Raw genomic sequence first — 14,865 nt, 5'->3', positions numbered from 1 at the left:
ACAGAGTGGCTGGTTATATATAATATACGACAAGAAATGCTTACATGTAGAAGGATAAAACATGCAAGTAGCAGCCCCATGCCAAACTCACGATCACATCGTTCAGTTCTACGAAGACGATGACTTTCTGGCCGATGCGATAGCCGACTATCTTCATGCCGGCGCCTTGCTGGACGAACGGCTTTTCGTCGTACTGACCGCCTCCCGCCTCGCTGCCGTCATCCAACGGCTCGAGGCCAAAGGCATGAATGTTCAAGCGGCCACCGCCAGCGGCCAGCTCACGGTTCTCGATGCCCACACCTCGCTCGAGGCCATCATGCATGATGGCTTGCCCGACGAGACATTGTTCGAAAGGCACATTGTCGAGGCTATCCAAGCCCCGGCACCAAGATACCAGCGACACCCTGTCCGCGCCTTTGGGGAGTTGGTCAATCTGCTGTGTGAAGGGGGAAATCCCGACGCCGCGGTGCACCTGGAAGGACTCTGGCACAATGTCTGTCGGCGCTTGCCGATCACCCTGTTGTGCAGCTATGCCATGACGCACTTCCGTCGAGCCGGTGACCATCACGCCTTCGACGCCATCTGCGATCATCACACCCATGTGCTGCCGGCCGAGAACTATTACCGCCTGTCGCCGCAGCAACGGCTGCGTGAAGTCACTCGACTCCAGCAGCAAGCCCAAGTGCTGCGGCATGAAACCGAGTCCCGTGCCCGTGCCGAAACTGCCCTCAGTGCAGCTCAACAGCTTTGTCACGACATGCTGATGGGACTAGCCAGCCATGCCAGCCATGATGAGCTGACCGGACTGCCGAATAGACAGCGCGCCCAGAACTACCTGGCAGAGCTCATCGCAAGGGAAGCGGATAGCGACACCAAGATCGCGGTGCTGCATATCGATATCGACCGGTTACAGTCGATCAATGATTCGCTTGGCCTCGACATCGGCGACTACTTCCTGCACCGGACCGCACAACGCATCAAGCGCTGCCTGGGTCAGGGCCAAGTCGTCAGCCGACTCGGCAGTGACGAAATGCTGGTGGTACTGCCACACCTCGAGAAAGAGGCGGATATACAGTCGATTGTCGAACGACTGCTCGATTGGACCAGCGAGCCGGTAGAACTGGCGGACCACAAAGTATTCGCCAGCTGCAGCATTGGGGTCAGCCTGTTCCCCGACCACGGCCGCACGGTCCACGAACTGATCCGTAACGCCGGCCTGGCGCTGCGACAAGCCCAGCGCCACGGATGTCGCCAATATCATCTTTTCACGCCCGAACTGCAGCGCAGCGAGCCTGACCGTGTTGTCCTTCGCGGCGCACTGCGCGAAGCCATCCCACGCGGTGAGCTCGAGCTCGTCTATCAACCGCTGATCTGCGCACGCTCCAGTCAGGTGATGGCAGTGGAAGCGCTTCCGCGCTGGAACTCGCCACGATTCGGTCTCATGGGGTCGCAACAGCTCGTGCACGCCGCCGAGGAAGCCGGCCTGACCGCCTCCATCGGCCAATGGGTGCTGGATATGGTCTGCCGCCAAGGACGAGACTGGCTGGATTCGGGGGTCGGATTGAAGATGAATCTCAACATCTCGACCACCCAGCTACTGCGTGACGATCTCGTCGAGAAGGTGGGGGAGGCCCTCATCAACAGTGGCCTGCCAGGCAAGATGCTGGAGATCGAACTGACCGAAAGCGTGCTGATGAGCGACCCACAGCGAGCCAGTACCATCCTGCGCGGCTTCAAGGCACTGGGCGTGAGAGTGGCTATCGACGAATTCGGCAGTGGCCGCTCGGTGCTGACACAGCTGCACCGCTTTCCGGTCGACACCATCAAGATCGACACGTCGCTGATCGATGGGATCGTCGACCACCTGCACTGCCGGGCGATCGTGCGCAGCATCATCATCATGGCCCATGAGCTCGGCCTCCAGGTCGTCGCCAACGGTGTGGAAACGCGCGAGCAGGCCATCCATCTACGCCATAAGGGCTGCGATATCCTGCAGGGCGGACTGTGGGCGCCGCTGGAATATCGTGGCGATCTGGACGAACTCGGGCACGGCTGACCCCCTCGCAGGAGCTCCCAACACGCCAGTCGTGAAACCGCAGACCACCGCCGCCCCCTGATCACCCTCTACCACTGGCAGGGGGACGCATTGGACTCGGGGCCGGAAGCTGACGCGACGCCATGACTGTCGTAGGCTGTTGGCAATACAGCCATTTTCCCAGCGGAGCCCCTCATGAGCGAGAGTGATCGCGAAGCACGCCACAAGAGGTCGATGCAGAAGCTGAAGTCGCATGTCGATGAGAAGGTCGCCCAGGCCACCGAGCAGCGTGGCTTGCTGCTGGTGTTCACCGGCAACGGCAAGGGCAAGACCACCGCGGCCTGGGGCACGGTGACACGCGCACTCGGCTACGGTTACAAGGTCGGCGTGGTGCAGTTCATCAAGGGAACGTGGGAGTGCGGCGAGCGCGAACGCCTGATCGACGACGATAACCTCGAGGTGCAGGTGATGGCCACCGGGTTCACTTGGGATACCCAGGACCGCGAAAGCGACACCCGGGCATGCCAGACAGTGTGGCGCGAGGCCGAGCGTCTGCTGGCCGACCCTGCGGTGTATCTCGTGGTGCTCGATGAGATCACCTACATGCTCAAGTTCGGCTATCTGGAGTTCGAAGTGCTGAAAAAGGCGCTCGAGAGTCGTCCCGCCGAGCAGACGGTGATCGTCACCGGGCGCAACGCTCATCGCGAGCTGGTAGCGATGGCCGATACCGTCACCGAGATGCAGGAAACCAAGCACGCCTTCAATACCGGTCTCCAGGCCCGTCGTGGCATCGATTATTGATCGGTGACGAACTTCCCGCCGACACAGCCTTCCAAGTGCAGGGAGTCATCCCCAACGCGCTACGGTGCCGAGGGGGCATCAGGCGTTCCATGATAGTCACGTTGAGGAGCATGCTATGAATGCCAAGGGAATTCTCGACCAGTTGATGAAGCAGGCTGGAGGCGGCAGCGACGGAAATCGCCAAGGAGGTGGAGGATTCGACGTCGATCGACTGATGAAGGGGCTGTCTTCCCAAGTCGGCGGTCAAGGCCAGGCAGGCGGCAGCGGTGTCGACATGAAGAGTCTGTTGGGCGGTGGTGCCCTGGGTATGCTGATTGGTTCCAAGCGTGGCCGCAAGATGGGCGGCAAGGCTTTGAAGTACGGTGCCATTGCCGGCGTGGGCGTGCTGGCCTGGAAGGCTTGGCAGAACTATCAATCCGGCCAGGGTGACGACGCGCGGGAAGGCCAGCCGTTGGAGCGGCTGCAGGGCCAGCAGCAAGAACAGCGCAGTCTGGAGATCCTGCAGGCAATGATCATGGCGGCACGGGCCGATGGGCATATCGACGAGAACGAGCGTGCCCAGCTCACCGAGCAGATCGATGCCATGGGGGCCGACGAGGAGTTGCACGCCTGGGTCGAGCAGCAGTTCCAGGCCCCGCTGGACGCCGAGGCGCTGGCCAAGCAAGCCGATTCGCCCCAGGCGGCGCGCGAGATCTACCTGGTCAGTGTGGCGATGATCGACGACCAGAACCCCATGGAGCGCGCCTGGCTGGACCAACTGGGGGCAGCCCTGGGTCTGGATGCCGGAATGACCGCCGAACTGGAGCGCCAGGCAATGTCTGCCTCAGGATGATGGCCAACCGAGGCTAGCGAAGGACAGGTGGCGGTTTTTACGGATAGAGCCCTTGAGGAGTTCGCTATGAATACCAAGGAAATTTTCGATGGAGTTCTAGAACTGACCACCGGGGGACGCATCGCAGACAGCGCTGCCCTCGACCACCTGTCAGAGGGACCCGTTTCCCGACTCGATAGAGACAACGGAGCATTCGGCGTCGACAACTTGAAAGTGAAGAGCCTGGTGACAGGCGGCGCAGTGGGCTTGCTCTTGGGCACGCGGCCCGGTCGTTTCCTGGGTGGCAAGATGCTGAAATACAGCACGATCGCAGGTATCGGTGTGCTGGCCTGGAACGCCTGGCAGGAGTATCGAGCTTCTCATCCAGGCACTCCGCCCCGTCACCATGGGCTTCCGTTGAAGCAGTTGCAGTACACCGCGCGAGAACGGCGAAGCCTGTTACTGCTGAGGACGACCCTAATGGCGTCACGCGCCGATGGCAATTTCGATGAGGCCAAGCGCACTGCACTGATGCAACGGCTCGACACCCTTGGTGCCAATGACGAGCTAAAAAGCTGGATCGAGGCGCAACTGGAGGACCCCGTGGACTTCGATACCTTGGCGCTTGAAGTCGACTCCCACCAGGAAGCCAGGGAAGTCTATCTGGTCAGCGTGGCCGTGATCGAGGATAACCCTCCGCTGGAGCGTCCATGGCTAAACGAATTGGCCCTGGCCCTGGGCCTCCCTCAAGCCGAGGCTCTCGAACTGCAGCGCCAGGCCCTAGCAAACGCCTGATCGAGAGAGTCTTGCAGTGCCCCGCTTGGCAGGGCGCGATCGCGAGTATTGGATGGCGATGAATCAGATTTCGAAGCCCAGGCCGAAGTCGTTGGCGGAGATCGCCATCAGCGAACCGGCACCGGCCTGGATCATCTGGGCATGGGCACGGGTCCGCGGCAGCAAGCGCTGATAGAAGAAGCGCGCGGTGTCGAGCTTGGCCCGGTAGAAGGCGTCTTCCGAGCCCCCCAGTGACTGGCTGGCCAGCTTGGCGGCGCGCGCCCACAGATAAGCCAGGGTCACGTAACCGGAATACATCAGGTAGTCGACGCTGGCGGCGCCGACTTCCTCGCGGTCGTTCATGGCCTTCATGCCTACCGCCATGGTCAGCTCGCCCCATTCGGTGTTGAGCCTAGCCAGTGGTTCGACGAACTCCGTGAGCGCAGGATTGTCGCCCTCGGCCTTGCAGAACTTGTGGATCTCCCTGGTGAAGACCTTCAGTGTTTCCCCCTGACTCATCAACACCTTGCGACCCAACAGGTCGAGAGCCTGGACGCCGGTGGTGCCTTCGTAGAGCCGGGTGATGCGTGCATCGCGCACCAGTTGCTCCATGCCCCACTCCTGGATGAAACCGTGCCCGCCGAAGACCTGTACCCCTTCATTGGTGGCTTCGAAACCGACCTCGGTAAGGAACGCCTTGACGATCGGCGTCAGCAGGCCGAGCAGCGCCTCGGCATGCTCGCGCTCGACCGCGTCCTGGCCGTGTTCGACCACATCGACCATCTGCGCGGTGAACATCACCAGCATGCGGCCACCCTCGGCGAAAGCCTTCTGGGTCAGCAGCATGCGCCGTACGTCGGGATGGACGATGATCGGGTCGGCAGGCTTGTCGACCGCCTTGGGGCCGGACAGCGCACGCATCTGCTGGCGGTCGCGGGCATAAGCCAGCGAGTTCTGGAAGCTGGCCTCCATCAGGCCCAGGCCTTGGATGCCGACGCCGATACGCGCCACGTTCATCATCGTGAACATGCAGGCCAACCCCTTGTTGGGCGGCCCGACCAGGAAGCCGCGGGCGGCGTCGAAGTTCATCACGCAGGTGGCGTTGCCGTGGATGCCCATCTTGTGCTCCAGCGAGCCGCAGGTCACGCCATTGCGCTCGCCGGGGTTGCCATCGGCGTCGGGTAGGAACTTGGGAACCACGAACAGCGAGATGCCCTTGGAGCCTTCCGGGGCATCGGGCAGCTTGGCCAGCACCAGGTGGACGATATTCTCGGCCAGGTCGTGCTCGCCGGCGGAGATGAAGATCTTCGTGCCAGAGATTTCATAAGAGCCATCGACGGTCGGCACGGCGCGCGTCTTGATCAGCCCCAGGTCGGTGCCGCAATGCGGCTCGGTCAGGCACATGGTACCGGTCCATACGCCCTCGACCAGCTTGGTCAGATAGGTGGCCTTCTGCTCGTCGCTGCCATGATGACGCAAGGCATCGGCCGCCCCGTGGGAAAGCCCCGGATACATGCCCCAGGCCAGGTTGGTGGCACAGATCATCTCACTAAGCACCATGCCCAGCGAATGCGGCAGGCCCTGGCCACCAAACTCCGGCTCGGCGGACAGGCTGGGCCAACCACCCTCGACATATTGCCGGTAGGCCTCCTTGAACCCCTTGGGTGCCTTGACCTCGCCTCCCTCCAACAGGCAACCCTCACGATCGCCGCTCTGATTGAGCGGCAACAACGCTTCGCGAGCGAAGCGCGCCCCCTCCTCGAGGATGGCGTTGACCACGTCCGGCGAAGCCTCCTCACCACCCGGCAAGCGAGCATAGTGGGAGGGGAAGTCCAGCATCTCATCCATCACGAAACGCAGATCGCGCAGGGGGGCCTGATAGTCGGGCATCTCGAACACTCCTGAAATCGACGGCGAGGCGACAATCGCCGCCACTCTCAAACATTCGTTTGAAATTAGCCATTCGCCAAACAGGAGTCAAGCGTTCGTTTTAAAAAGTACGTCGCTTCGCGACTGGAAGCTGGAAGCTGGAAGCTGGAAGCTGGAAGCTGGAAGGCAGCACCTTGCCACCAGAAGCTAGCGTCAGGGGTTTTTCTTCCAGGTTCCAGGCGCGGAGCGCCGCTCTTCAAGCTTCGAGCTCCTGACCCGGCGTAGCCGGGTCATTGCATCCGAATGCCGCCGTCCAGGCGGATCACCTCGCCGTTGAGCATGGGGTTGGCGATGATCTGCTCGGCAAGCATGGCGAACTCGTGCGGTTTTCCCAGGCGCTTGGGAAACGGCACGGCGGCGGAGAGTGCCGCCACGGCATCCTCGGGAAGTTCGCTCATCATCGGCGTCTCGAACACCCCGGGAGCGATGGTCATCACGCGGATGCCGTGGCGCGACAGTTCGCGGGCCAGTGGCAAGGTCATGCCCACCACCCCGGCCTTGGAGGCGCTATAGGCCGCCTGCCCCACCTGGCCGTCAAAGGCAGCAATGGAGGCCGTGGTGATGATCACACCACGTTCGCCATCGCCGCCTTGCGGTGAGTTACGGACCATGGCCGCGGCGGCCAGACGCATCACATTGAAGGTTCCTACCAGGTTGATCTGCACGGTACGGGCATAGGCCTCGAGATCGGCCGGGTTGCCCTCACGGTCGAGCAGCTTGGCCACGCCAACGACGCCGGCACAGTGCACCACACCATGCAGGCCGCTGTTCTCGCCGCCTGCGGCCACGGCCTTGTCGACCACGACCTGCATGTCGTCGCCTGACGTCACATCGCCACGACAGGCCAGCGCGGTATCGCCCAGGCGGGAAGCCAAGGCCTCCACCTTGTCGCTCAGGTCGCATAACACCACCTGAGCACCTCCGGCCACCAACCGCTCGGCGGTGGCCGCTCCCAGCCCGGAGGCGGCGCCGGTGATCAGAAAGGTCTTGTCCTGCATTTGCATGGTGAGTCTCTCCACGGTTATCGGGCAGCGGCAGCGTCCTCGGCTGCCTCGGCGCGCAGCTTGAAGCGCTGGATCCTGCCATTGGTCGGTCACATCAGGAACAGGGGCCAGGCACAAGAGGCAAGGCCCAGGAGATCACCGAGCGTGGGCCGGCTCAGGCAGCGTGATCATGCCGATCAGCTCGTGGGCCAGCTCTTCCGGAGAACGCGAGCCAGCCGGGTCGTACCAACGCACGGTCCAATTGAGGGCCCCGAGTACGAAGCGTGAAACCAGGAACTTGTCGCCGCGGATCAGGCCGGCTTCCAGGGCATCGGCAATCACCATCTGCCACAAGGCTTCGTAGGCATCCCGCAAATGAATCAGGTGCTCACGGGACGCTTCGTCCAGACGCCGCCACTCGTAGAGGGCAACCACATGGGCATTACGGTCGGTAAGCAAGGTTTCCAGGTGAGCACGTGCCATGGCATGCAGGCGGGCTTCGGGGGTGCCGGCGCATTGCGCCAGTGCATCGCGAGCGATCGCCAGGGCATTCTGGGTACCCTCCTCGATCACCGCACAGAGAATTTCCTGCTTGTCCCGGAAGTGGTGGAAGAGGCTGCCCGACTTGATGCCCATTTCCTGGGCCAGCATGCGTACCGTGGTGCGGTCGAAGCCTTCCTGAACGAACATTTGGGCGGCGACCCTTGTCAACTCCTTGCGGCGGGGTGAGACATTCACTACATTCATCGCATTTACACTAGCGCTTGCTTGGTTATGCTTGAGCAAACCATAGCCCCGAGCGGCGGTCAACGGCTTACCTTCTTATAAACGCCTGGAGTCTTCGCCATGTCATACCAAGACGATATCGTGATTCTTTCTGCTACCCGCACTCCCATGGGCGGTATGCTGGGGAGCCTTGCCAGCCTCACGGCTCCCGAGCTCGCCGCCACGGCCATACGCGCCGCCATCGAACGGGCCGGCCTCGAGGCCGATGAGGTCGACGAGGGGATCTTCGGTTGCGTGCTGCCCGCTGGTGTCAAGCAGGGGCCCGCCCGCCAGGCCATGCGCCAGGCCGGCGTCCCGGACAGCATCGGTGCCACCACCATCAACAAGCTCTGCGGCTCGGGCATGAAGGCCACCATGCTCGCCCATGACCTGATTCGCGCCGGCAGCGGTGAAATCGTGCTGGCCGGCGGCATGGAGTCGATGTCCAACGCCCCGCACCTGTTGAGCCGCGCCCGCAGCGGCTACCGCCTGGGCCACGGCGAGCTCAAGGACCACATGTTCCTGGATGGCCTGGAAGACGCCGAAACCGGCCAGTTGATGGGAGGCTTTGCCCAGCAGATCGCCAGCGAGCGTGGCTACTCGCGCGAGCGCATGGACGACTTCGCCATCGCCTCGCTGGAACGCGCGATGGCCGCCCATGAAGCCGGGCACCTGGCCGCCGAGATGGCACCGGTCACCGTCAAGGGTCGCCACGGCGAGAGCGTCGTCGACCACGACGAACAGCCCTTTCAGGCCAGACTCGACAAGATCCGCGACCTGCGCCCGGCCTTTGCCAAGGACGGTACCATCACCGCCGCCAATGCCAGTTCGATCTCCGACGGTGCCTCGGCGCTGATCGTGGCCAGTCGGGCCGCCGCCGAAGCTCATGGCATCCTGCCCATCGCCCGTATCCTCGGCCACAGCACCCACTCCCAGCATCCCAGCGAGTTCACCATCGCCCCGGTGGGCGCGATCGACAAGTTGCTGGACCGGCTCGACTGGTCGGTGGACGAGGTCGACCTGTTCGAGATCAACGAGGCCTTCGCCGTGGTCACCCTGCTGGCCATGGACGGGCTGGACATTTCCCACGACAAGGTCAATGTGTTCGGTGGTGCCTGTGCCCAGGGGCACCCCATCGGCTCCACCGGCTCGCGGCTCATCGCCACCCTGATCAATGCCCTGCGCGTGAAAGGCGGCAGGCGCGGCATCGCCAGCCTGTGTATCGGTGGCGGCGAAGCCACCGCCGTGGCGATCGAGCTCTGCGACTGATCCTTCGATAGAGGGTCACCTCGGGCCGCCCAAACGCGCCCCGAGGTGGCCTCGCATCGCCTTCGGGCAACTAGTTTCCCAGATGCCCGTATTCGACCCGCCGGCGCAGGCAGAAGACCGGTATCCCCGCCTGATCGACGGCGTCGATCAGGCGTTCAGCGAGGTCATCCTCAAGGACGTACATCAATTCGACCGGCTGGTCGTCGAGCTCGAAGAAGTGAGCGGAATGCAGATGTCCGTTCTCACCGGCCCCTTCGACGTCGAGGCGACGAGTCATGCGTCGGATGCCCAGGGCACGGGCGCATTCGACCACCGCATCGGTGGCGCGTTTTCCCTTGTGGCGACGCGACTGCGGCGCCATGAAAATCACTTCGTAACCGGCTTGCAGCGTTTTCATTTGACGACTCCCATCAATGCCCTGAGCCCCGCGAAGGTGACGACACCAAGGCCCGTCATCAGCAGCGAGCCCCCCAGGTGCAGCCCGATCCCCACAAGTGCCATGCCCCATCTCTCCGACTGAATGCTGGTGAAGATCTCGGCCGAGAAGGTGGAAAACGTGGTCAGCGCCCCCAGAAATCCGGTCACCATGAACAGACGCCACTCGGGCGCAAGCTGTGGAAGATGGGCAAAAAGGGCTATGGCCAACCCGATTGCCCAGGCCCCCAGCCAGTTGGCCACCAGGGTGCCGGGGGGGATGGAGGGGAACAAGGCGTTCAGCCATACGCCCAGCCACCAGCGCAAATTGGCTCCCAGCACAGCTCCAGCGCTGACAGCGAGTATCGATAACCACATCAGGGCGTCGTCCTTGTGTCGAAAGGTTTGTTTATCACTGGCCAAGGCTCGCTTCAAGATACGAGCACAATTCCCCCATCCTGCGGGACCGGCCGGGGGACATATGTCATCATCAGGATTGTTAACATATGGAAGTCCGCATATGCCTTCACTCATATATTCCGGATGATGCAAGGAGAGCGCCGAGGAAGTCTCGAAGCGCGTCAACCAGCGAGCGATGTAGAGGTACCTGAATGCCGACACCCACCGCTGTGCGAAGGCTGGCGGTTCATCCGAGGTCCTGTCTCGGCGACGAATCGACAGCGGAGTCATCGATGCGGCGCCCAACCCAGTGTACGGGTGGTGCCGAGGGGCAAGATGATAGAGAGGTTTGCGATGTCAGGCGGCCTGGCGCGGCAAGGCCAGCGCCATCATGGCGCTCAGTGCCACCAATGCCGCCGACACCCACAGACAGGCACTCAGGCCCTGCACCTGGTACAACCACCCCGACAGTATTGTGCCCAGCAGCCGCCCCATGGCGTTGGCCATGTAGTAGAAGCCGACATCCATCGACACACCTTCGGCGCGGGCATAATGCACGATCAGGTAGCTATGCCAACTGGAATTGATCGCGAACAGCACCCCGAAGACCAGCAGCCCCACCACCAGCCAACCGACCGCCTCCAGCGGCAACAGGGCCAGCAACACCGGCAGGCCGGCCAGGGCCAACGCCCAGCCCACGGTGACGGCACGCGCATCGCCCTTCACCAGGCGTGTCAGATACGGCGCCTGAGTCTGCACACCGCCGTAGCCGATCACCCAGACCGCCAGCAGGCCACCAACGGTCCAATGGCTCCAACCATGCAGGTCGTAGAGAAACACCGGCAGCGCGACCACGAACCACACGTCACGGGAAGCAAACAGGCACAGCCGCGCCGCCGACAATACGTTGACCGCCCGCGACGATGAGAACACCTCGCGGAACTTGGGCTTCTGCTTCTGGCGCCCCAGGTCAGCGCGCAGCCGCCATAGCGAAAGCCCCAGCACGCCGAGGAGCATCAGCGCCATGGCGATCACCGCCCCGCGGAAGCCGATCAACGTCAACAACAGGCCGCCGACGAAGAACCCCGTCCCCTTGAGGGCGTTCTTCGAGCCGGTCAGCAATGCCACCCAGCGGAACAGCGCACTCTGGGCATTGGCGCTCTCCTTGGGCACCAGCACCTTGACCGCGCTCTTGGCGCTCATCTTGTTGAGGTCCTTGGCGATCCCCGACAGCGCCTGGGCCGCCATCACCCAGGGCACGGTCAAGGCCGCAGCCGGCACCATCAGCATTGCAAGCGCCACTATCTGCAGTGCCAGCCCCGCATTCATGGTGCGATTGAGGCCTAGCCGCGCCCCCAGCCAGCCCCCCACCAGGTTGGTGACCACACCGAAGGCCTCGTAGAAGAGGAACAGCATGGCCACTTCCAGCGGCGAATAGCCGAGCTGGTGAAAGTGCAGCACCACCAGCATGCGCAGGGCGCCGTCGGTCAGGGTGAAGGCCCAGTAGTTGCCGGTGATCAGCAGATACTGGCGCACCTCGAAGGGCAACTGCCTGAGGCGTGCGGAAAGCGACAGCCCGTCAGCCACGGCCCACCTTCAGTGCCAGTTCCACGGTGCGGTTGGCATAGCCCCACTCGTTGTCGTACCAGGCATAGAGCTTGAGCTGGGTGCCATTGACGACCATGGTCGACGGCGCATCGATGATCGAACTGCGTGGATCGGTACGGTAGTCGATGGAGACCAGCGGACGCTCTTCATACCCCAGGATCCCCGCCAGCGGCCCTTCGGCAGCGGCCTTCAACGCGGCGTTGACCTCGTCGACCGTAACCGCGCGCTCGAGCTCGAAGACCATATCGGTGAGCGAGGCATTGGCCAACGGCACGCGTACGGCATGGCCGTTCAGCTTGCCGGTCAGTTCGGGAAAGATCGCCGTGATCGCCTTGGCCGAGCCGGTGGTGGTGGGAATCAGGCTCATGCCGCAGGCGCGCGCCCGGCGCAGGTCCTTGTGGGGTGCATCGAGGATCGACTGGGTATTGGTGATGTCGTGCACCGTGGTCATCGAGCCATGGCGGATGCCGAAGGTCTCGTGGATGACCTTGACCGGCGGCGCCAGGCAATTGGTGGTGCAGCTCGCGGCGGTGACGATGCGATGGATCTCCGGGTCATAGGCGTCGTCGTTGACGCCCATCACCACGTTGAGCACGCCCTCCTCCTTGATCGGTGCCGAAACGACGACCCTCGCCACTCCCTGGTCGAGATAGGCCTGGAGCTTGGCCCGAGCCGTCATCTTGCCCGACGCCTCGATCACCACGTCGCAGCCCGACCAGTCGCTGTCGTCGATGCTGCGGTTGGCACTGAATGCCATTCGCCGGCCATCGACGACGAGCGCAGCATCTTCGGCATGAATGCCCTGCCCCGGCGACCAATGGCCATGCACCGAGTCGAATTCCAGCAGATGGGCGAAGGTCGCCGCATCGCCACCCGGGTCGTTGATATGCGAGATCTCGGCCGTGCCGCTCTCGATGGTCGTCCACAGGCTGCGCAAGGCCAGCCGCCCGATACGCCCGAAGCCGTTGATGCCGATACGTACCGCCATGTCATCTCCTGTCGATGAAGTAATGATCAGTGCTGGATATCCTTACGATCCTGCACATGCAGCCATAACTGGACCCGATTACGAATCTCCTGCAGCGTGCTTCTTGGCCATTCGCATCCCCTAAGCCATATATATGAATTAGCATATATAATAGCAAAAGATGTCAATTCCATGTCACCAATTCTTCACTCTTGCGAGTCTCACCGTTACTGCCAATCGGCCAGTTCCGGCTGATGTTGGGTAATAACACCTTATTTCAACTTTACGTGAAATATTGAATTCAACTATTATTGAAACATGACCAATGACGACCTCGCCGCCAAGAAACTCTCTGCTCTTGCCCATCCGGTACGTCTGGCTGCCATCCGGCAGTTGGTCGCGGCCGGCCCTGCCGGCTTGCCGGCTGGCAAACTCAGTGACGCCCTGGACGTTTCCCCGAATGCCTTGACCTTCCATTTACAGAAACTGGCCCTTGCTGGACTGGTCCAGTCTCACCGCGAAAGACAGTTCATGATCTATCACGCCGTATTCGACGATCTGCTGGACCTGGTGGATCACCTGGTCGGTGCCTGCTGCACGGAAGCCTTGGGATCATGCGGCCCACGCTGCCCATCGAATGACGGCGGCCCGGTACTCCCACCAAGCTCTTCGTATACCGAAGAAGGAGCCGATCATGATTGAAGTGCAACGAAGCAGAGGATCCTGGCCACGCGCCATAGGAGTTGGCATCGCCGTTTCCCTCATCACGGCGTTCATCATGGCGATATTGCTCAGGGCCGGTATCGCGCCCTTTCCCAAGCCACCTTCGCTGGCCTTTGCCGAGACCCTTCTGGGACGCCCCCTGCCCATGCCGGTAGGCCTGCTCTTCCATACGGTCTATGTCACGTTCTGGTCGGTGGTTTTCGTGCGTTACTTCCCCCGCCGCAACCTACTCAGCGCACTGGCCCTGGCATTCGTGCTTTGGCTGGTGATCCTGGTGGTGTTCTTTCCCATCGTGGGATGGGGAGTCGCCGGGCTGGCCATCGGCCCCCAATTGATCCCGGCATCCGCGCTACCACACCTGTTGTTCGGCATTCTGCTATGGGGGCTAGACCGGTATCTGCCCAGTAAAGCGACACGTACCGCATAGGCGACAACAAACGCATGACCACCATCAGCACGCAGCCGCGAGCGGGGCGGGCTTCACCCATGACTGCGCACCGGCCATCAGGACGGCTAGGGGAAGCGGGGTCCGCTTCCCCTAGCGTGACGGGCAATCAACCGTAACGCCCGGTGATGTAATCTTCCGCCTTCTTGGTATACGGGTTGGAGAACATCGTCTTGGTATCGTTGTATTCGATGATTTCCCCCAGGTGAAAAAACGCCGTGTAATCGGCGACTCGCGCGGCCTGCTGCATGTTGTGGGTCACGGTGATGATGGTGAACTGCTTCTTGAGCTTGTCCATCAGGTCTTCGATGGTCGCCGTGGAGATCGGGTCCAGCGCCGAGGTCGGCTCGTCCATCAGGATCACGTCGGGCTGTACGGCGATGGCGCGGGCGATACACAGGCGTTGTTGTTGCCCCCCGGACAACGAAGTGCCCGGCTGATGCAGCTTGTCCTTCACCTCGTTCCACAACCCGGCATCCCTGAGAGCCTTCTCGACCAGTTCGTCCTGCTCTGCCTTGCGACCCACCAGGTCGTGCATGCGCGGCGCATAGGCGACATTCTCGTAGATCGACTTGGGGAAGGGGTTCGGCTTCTGAAAGACCATCCCCACCCGACGGCGCAGCGCCACCTCATCCATCTTGGTTGCGTTGACGTCGCGTCCGTCCATTTCCACCAGGCCCTGAATGCGCACACCGCGAATCAGGTCGTTCATGCGGTTGAGGCAGCGCAGGAAGGTCGATTTGCCACACCCGGAAGGACCGATCAGCGCGGTAACGTTCTTCTGGAAGACATCGATGTTGATGCCTTTCAGTGCCTGGGACTGACCATACCAGAGGTTGAGATCACGCACGCGGACGCTCAGGTCATGATTCGCCTCCTCGTTGCGAGTCACCGGCTGGCCGATGGCTTGACTGGACATGGGCGACACCCCCCGTTCAGCAA

Annotated in this window: 15 protein-coding genes; 7 read left to right on the top strand and 8 right to left on the bottom strand. The window is 62.2% G+C overall.

The window, feature by feature from the left end; genetic code table 11:
* Positions 1 to 61: 61 nt before the first annotated feature.
* The 4 genes from ACFOEV_RS07495 to ACFOEV_RS07480 all read left to right on the top strand — a co-directional run bounded on the left by ACFOEV_RS07495 (position 62) and on the right by ACFOEV_RS07480 (position 4,442).
* Positions 62 to 2,056 carry a putative bifunctional diguanylate cyclase/phosphodiesterase gene (locus tag ACFOEV_RS07495; protein WP_386772516.1) on the top strand — a complete coding sequence of 665 codons (1,995 nt, stop codon included), beginning with the start codon at positions 62 to 64 and terminating at the stop codon, positions 2,054 to 2,056.
* A 174-nt stretch (positions 2,057 to 2,230) separates the two neighbouring features.
* On the top strand, positions 2,231 to 2,836 hold the full coding sequence (gene cobO, locus ACFOEV_RS07490; protein WP_386772515.1) for a cob(I)yrinic acid a,c-diamide adenosyltransferase: 606 nt from the start codon (positions 2,231 to 2,233) through the stop codon (positions 2,834 to 2,836).
* A 115-nt stretch (positions 2,837 to 2,951) separates the two neighbouring features.
* The gene (locus tag ACFOEV_RS07485) at positions 2,952 to 3,668 is read left to right on the top strand and encodes a tellurite resistance TerB family protein (protein ID WP_386772514.1); all 717 of its coding nucleotides are present in this window, start codon (positions 2,952 to 2,954) and stop codon (positions 3,666 to 3,668) included.
* Between the two features lie 66 nt (positions 3,669 to 3,734).
* Positions 3,735 to 4,442 (top strand): tellurite resistance TerB family protein, encoded by a 708-nt coding sequence (locus ACFOEV_RS07480; RefSeq protein ID WP_386772513.1) that lies wholly within the window; start codon positions 3,735 to 3,737, stop codon positions 4,440 to 4,442.
* 63 nt (positions 4,443 to 4,505) lie between these two features.
* Here the strand turns inward: ACFOEV_RS07480 and ACFOEV_RS07475 are convergent, their stop codons facing one another.
* From ACFOEV_RS07475 to ACFOEV_RS07465, 3 genes are all read right to left on the bottom strand, one after another.
* Complete coding sequence (locus ACFOEV_RS07475) at positions 4,506 to 6,311, bottom strand: acyl-CoA dehydrogenase C-terminal domain-containing protein (protein ID WP_386772512.1); 1,806 nt, start codon at positions 6,309 to 6,311, stop codon at positions 4,506 to 4,508.
* 269 nt (positions 6,312 to 6,580) lie between these two features.
* On the bottom strand, positions 6,581 to 7,354 hold the full coding sequence (locus ACFOEV_RS07470) for an SDR family NAD(P)-dependent oxidoreductase (RefSeq protein ID WP_386772511.1): 774 nt from the start codon (positions 7,352 to 7,354) through the stop codon (positions 6,581 to 6,583).
* 135 nt (positions 7,355 to 7,489) lie between these two features.
* A complete protein-coding gene (locus ACFOEV_RS07465) occupies positions 7,490 to 8,080 on the bottom strand; it encodes a TetR/AcrR family transcriptional regulator (RefSeq protein WP_386772510.1) in 591 nt (196 codons plus the stop codon).
* A gap of 99 nt (positions 8,081 to 8,179) precedes the next feature.
* On the opposite strand from ACFOEV_RS07465, the gene ACFOEV_RS07460 reads away from it, so the two are divergent.
* Complete coding sequence (locus ACFOEV_RS07460; protein WP_386772509.1) at positions 8,180 to 9,367, top strand: acetyl-CoA C-acyltransferase; 1,188 nt, start codon at positions 8,180 to 8,182, stop codon at positions 9,365 to 9,367.
* Between the two features lie 70 nt (positions 9,368 to 9,437).
* On the opposite strand, the gene ACFOEV_RS07455 is transcribed toward ACFOEV_RS07460, so the two are convergent.
* The 4 genes from ACFOEV_RS07455 to ACFOEV_RS07440 form a co-directional block, all read right to left on the bottom strand.
* Positions 9,438 to 9,764, bottom strand: a complete 327-nt coding sequence (locus ACFOEV_RS07455) for a DUF190 domain-containing protein (RefSeq protein ID WP_386772508.1) — start codon at positions 9,762 to 9,764, stop codon at positions 9,438 to 9,440.
* The gene (gene crcB, locus ACFOEV_RS07450; RefSeq protein ID WP_386772507.1) at positions 9,761 to 10,159 is read right to left on the bottom strand and encodes a fluoride efflux transporter CrcB; all 399 of its coding nucleotides are present in this window, start codon (positions 10,157 to 10,159) and stop codon (positions 9,761 to 9,763) included. The genes ACFOEV_RS07455 and crcB overlap by 4 nt, the downstream gene beginning before the upstream one ends.
* 378 nt (positions 10,160 to 10,537) lie before the next feature.
* On the bottom strand, positions 10,538 to 11,767 hold the full coding sequence (arsJ, locus tag ACFOEV_RS07445; RefSeq protein WP_386772506.1) for an organoarsenical effux MFS transporter ArsJ: 1,230 nt from the start codon (positions 11,765 to 11,767) through the stop codon (positions 10,538 to 10,540).
* The gene (locus ACFOEV_RS07440) at positions 11,760 to 12,776 is read right to left on the bottom strand and encodes an ArsJ-associated glyceraldehyde-3-phosphate dehydrogenase (RefSeq protein ID WP_386772505.1); all 1,017 of its coding nucleotides are present in this window, start codon (positions 12,774 to 12,776) and stop codon (positions 11,760 to 11,762) included. Before ACFOEV_RS07440 ends, arsJ begins: the two co-directional genes overlap by 8 nt.
* Before the next feature lie 297 nt (positions 12,777 to 13,073).
* On the opposite strand from ACFOEV_RS07440, the gene ACFOEV_RS07435 reads away from it, so the two are divergent.
* The gene (locus ACFOEV_RS07435; RefSeq protein WP_386772504.1) at positions 13,074 to 13,457 is read left to right on the top strand and encodes an ArsR/SmtB family transcription factor; all 384 of its coding nucleotides are present in this window, start codon (positions 13,074 to 13,076) and stop codon (positions 13,455 to 13,457) included.
* Positions 13,450 to 13,905 carry a hypothetical protein gene (locus ACFOEV_RS07430; protein ID WP_386772503.1) on the top strand — a complete coding sequence of 152 codons (456 nt, stop codon included), beginning with the start codon at positions 13,450 to 13,452 and terminating at the stop codon, positions 13,903 to 13,905. The genes ACFOEV_RS07435 and ACFOEV_RS07430 overlap by 8 nt, the downstream gene beginning before the upstream one ends.
* A gap of 127 nt (positions 13,906 to 14,032) precedes the next feature.
* Here the strand turns inward: ACFOEV_RS07430 and pstB are convergent, their stop codons facing one another.
* Positions 14,033 to 14,842 carry a phosphate ABC transporter ATP-binding protein PstB gene (pstB, locus tag ACFOEV_RS07425; RefSeq protein ID WP_386772502.1) on the bottom strand — a complete coding sequence of 270 codons (810 nt, stop codon included), beginning with the start codon at positions 14,840 to 14,842 and terminating at the stop codon, positions 14,033 to 14,035.
* Between the last annotated feature and the right edge of the window lie 23 nt (positions 14,843 to 14,865).

The sequence above is a fragment of the Litchfieldella rifensis genome (assembly GCF_042646605.1).
GTDB lineage: Bacteria > Pseudomonadota > Gammaproteobacteria > Pseudomonadales > Halomonadaceae > Litchfieldella > Litchfieldella rifensis.
The sequence above is the reverse complement of the archived record's forward strand: the minus strand, read 5'-3'. Positions and strand labels throughout refer to the sequence as shown.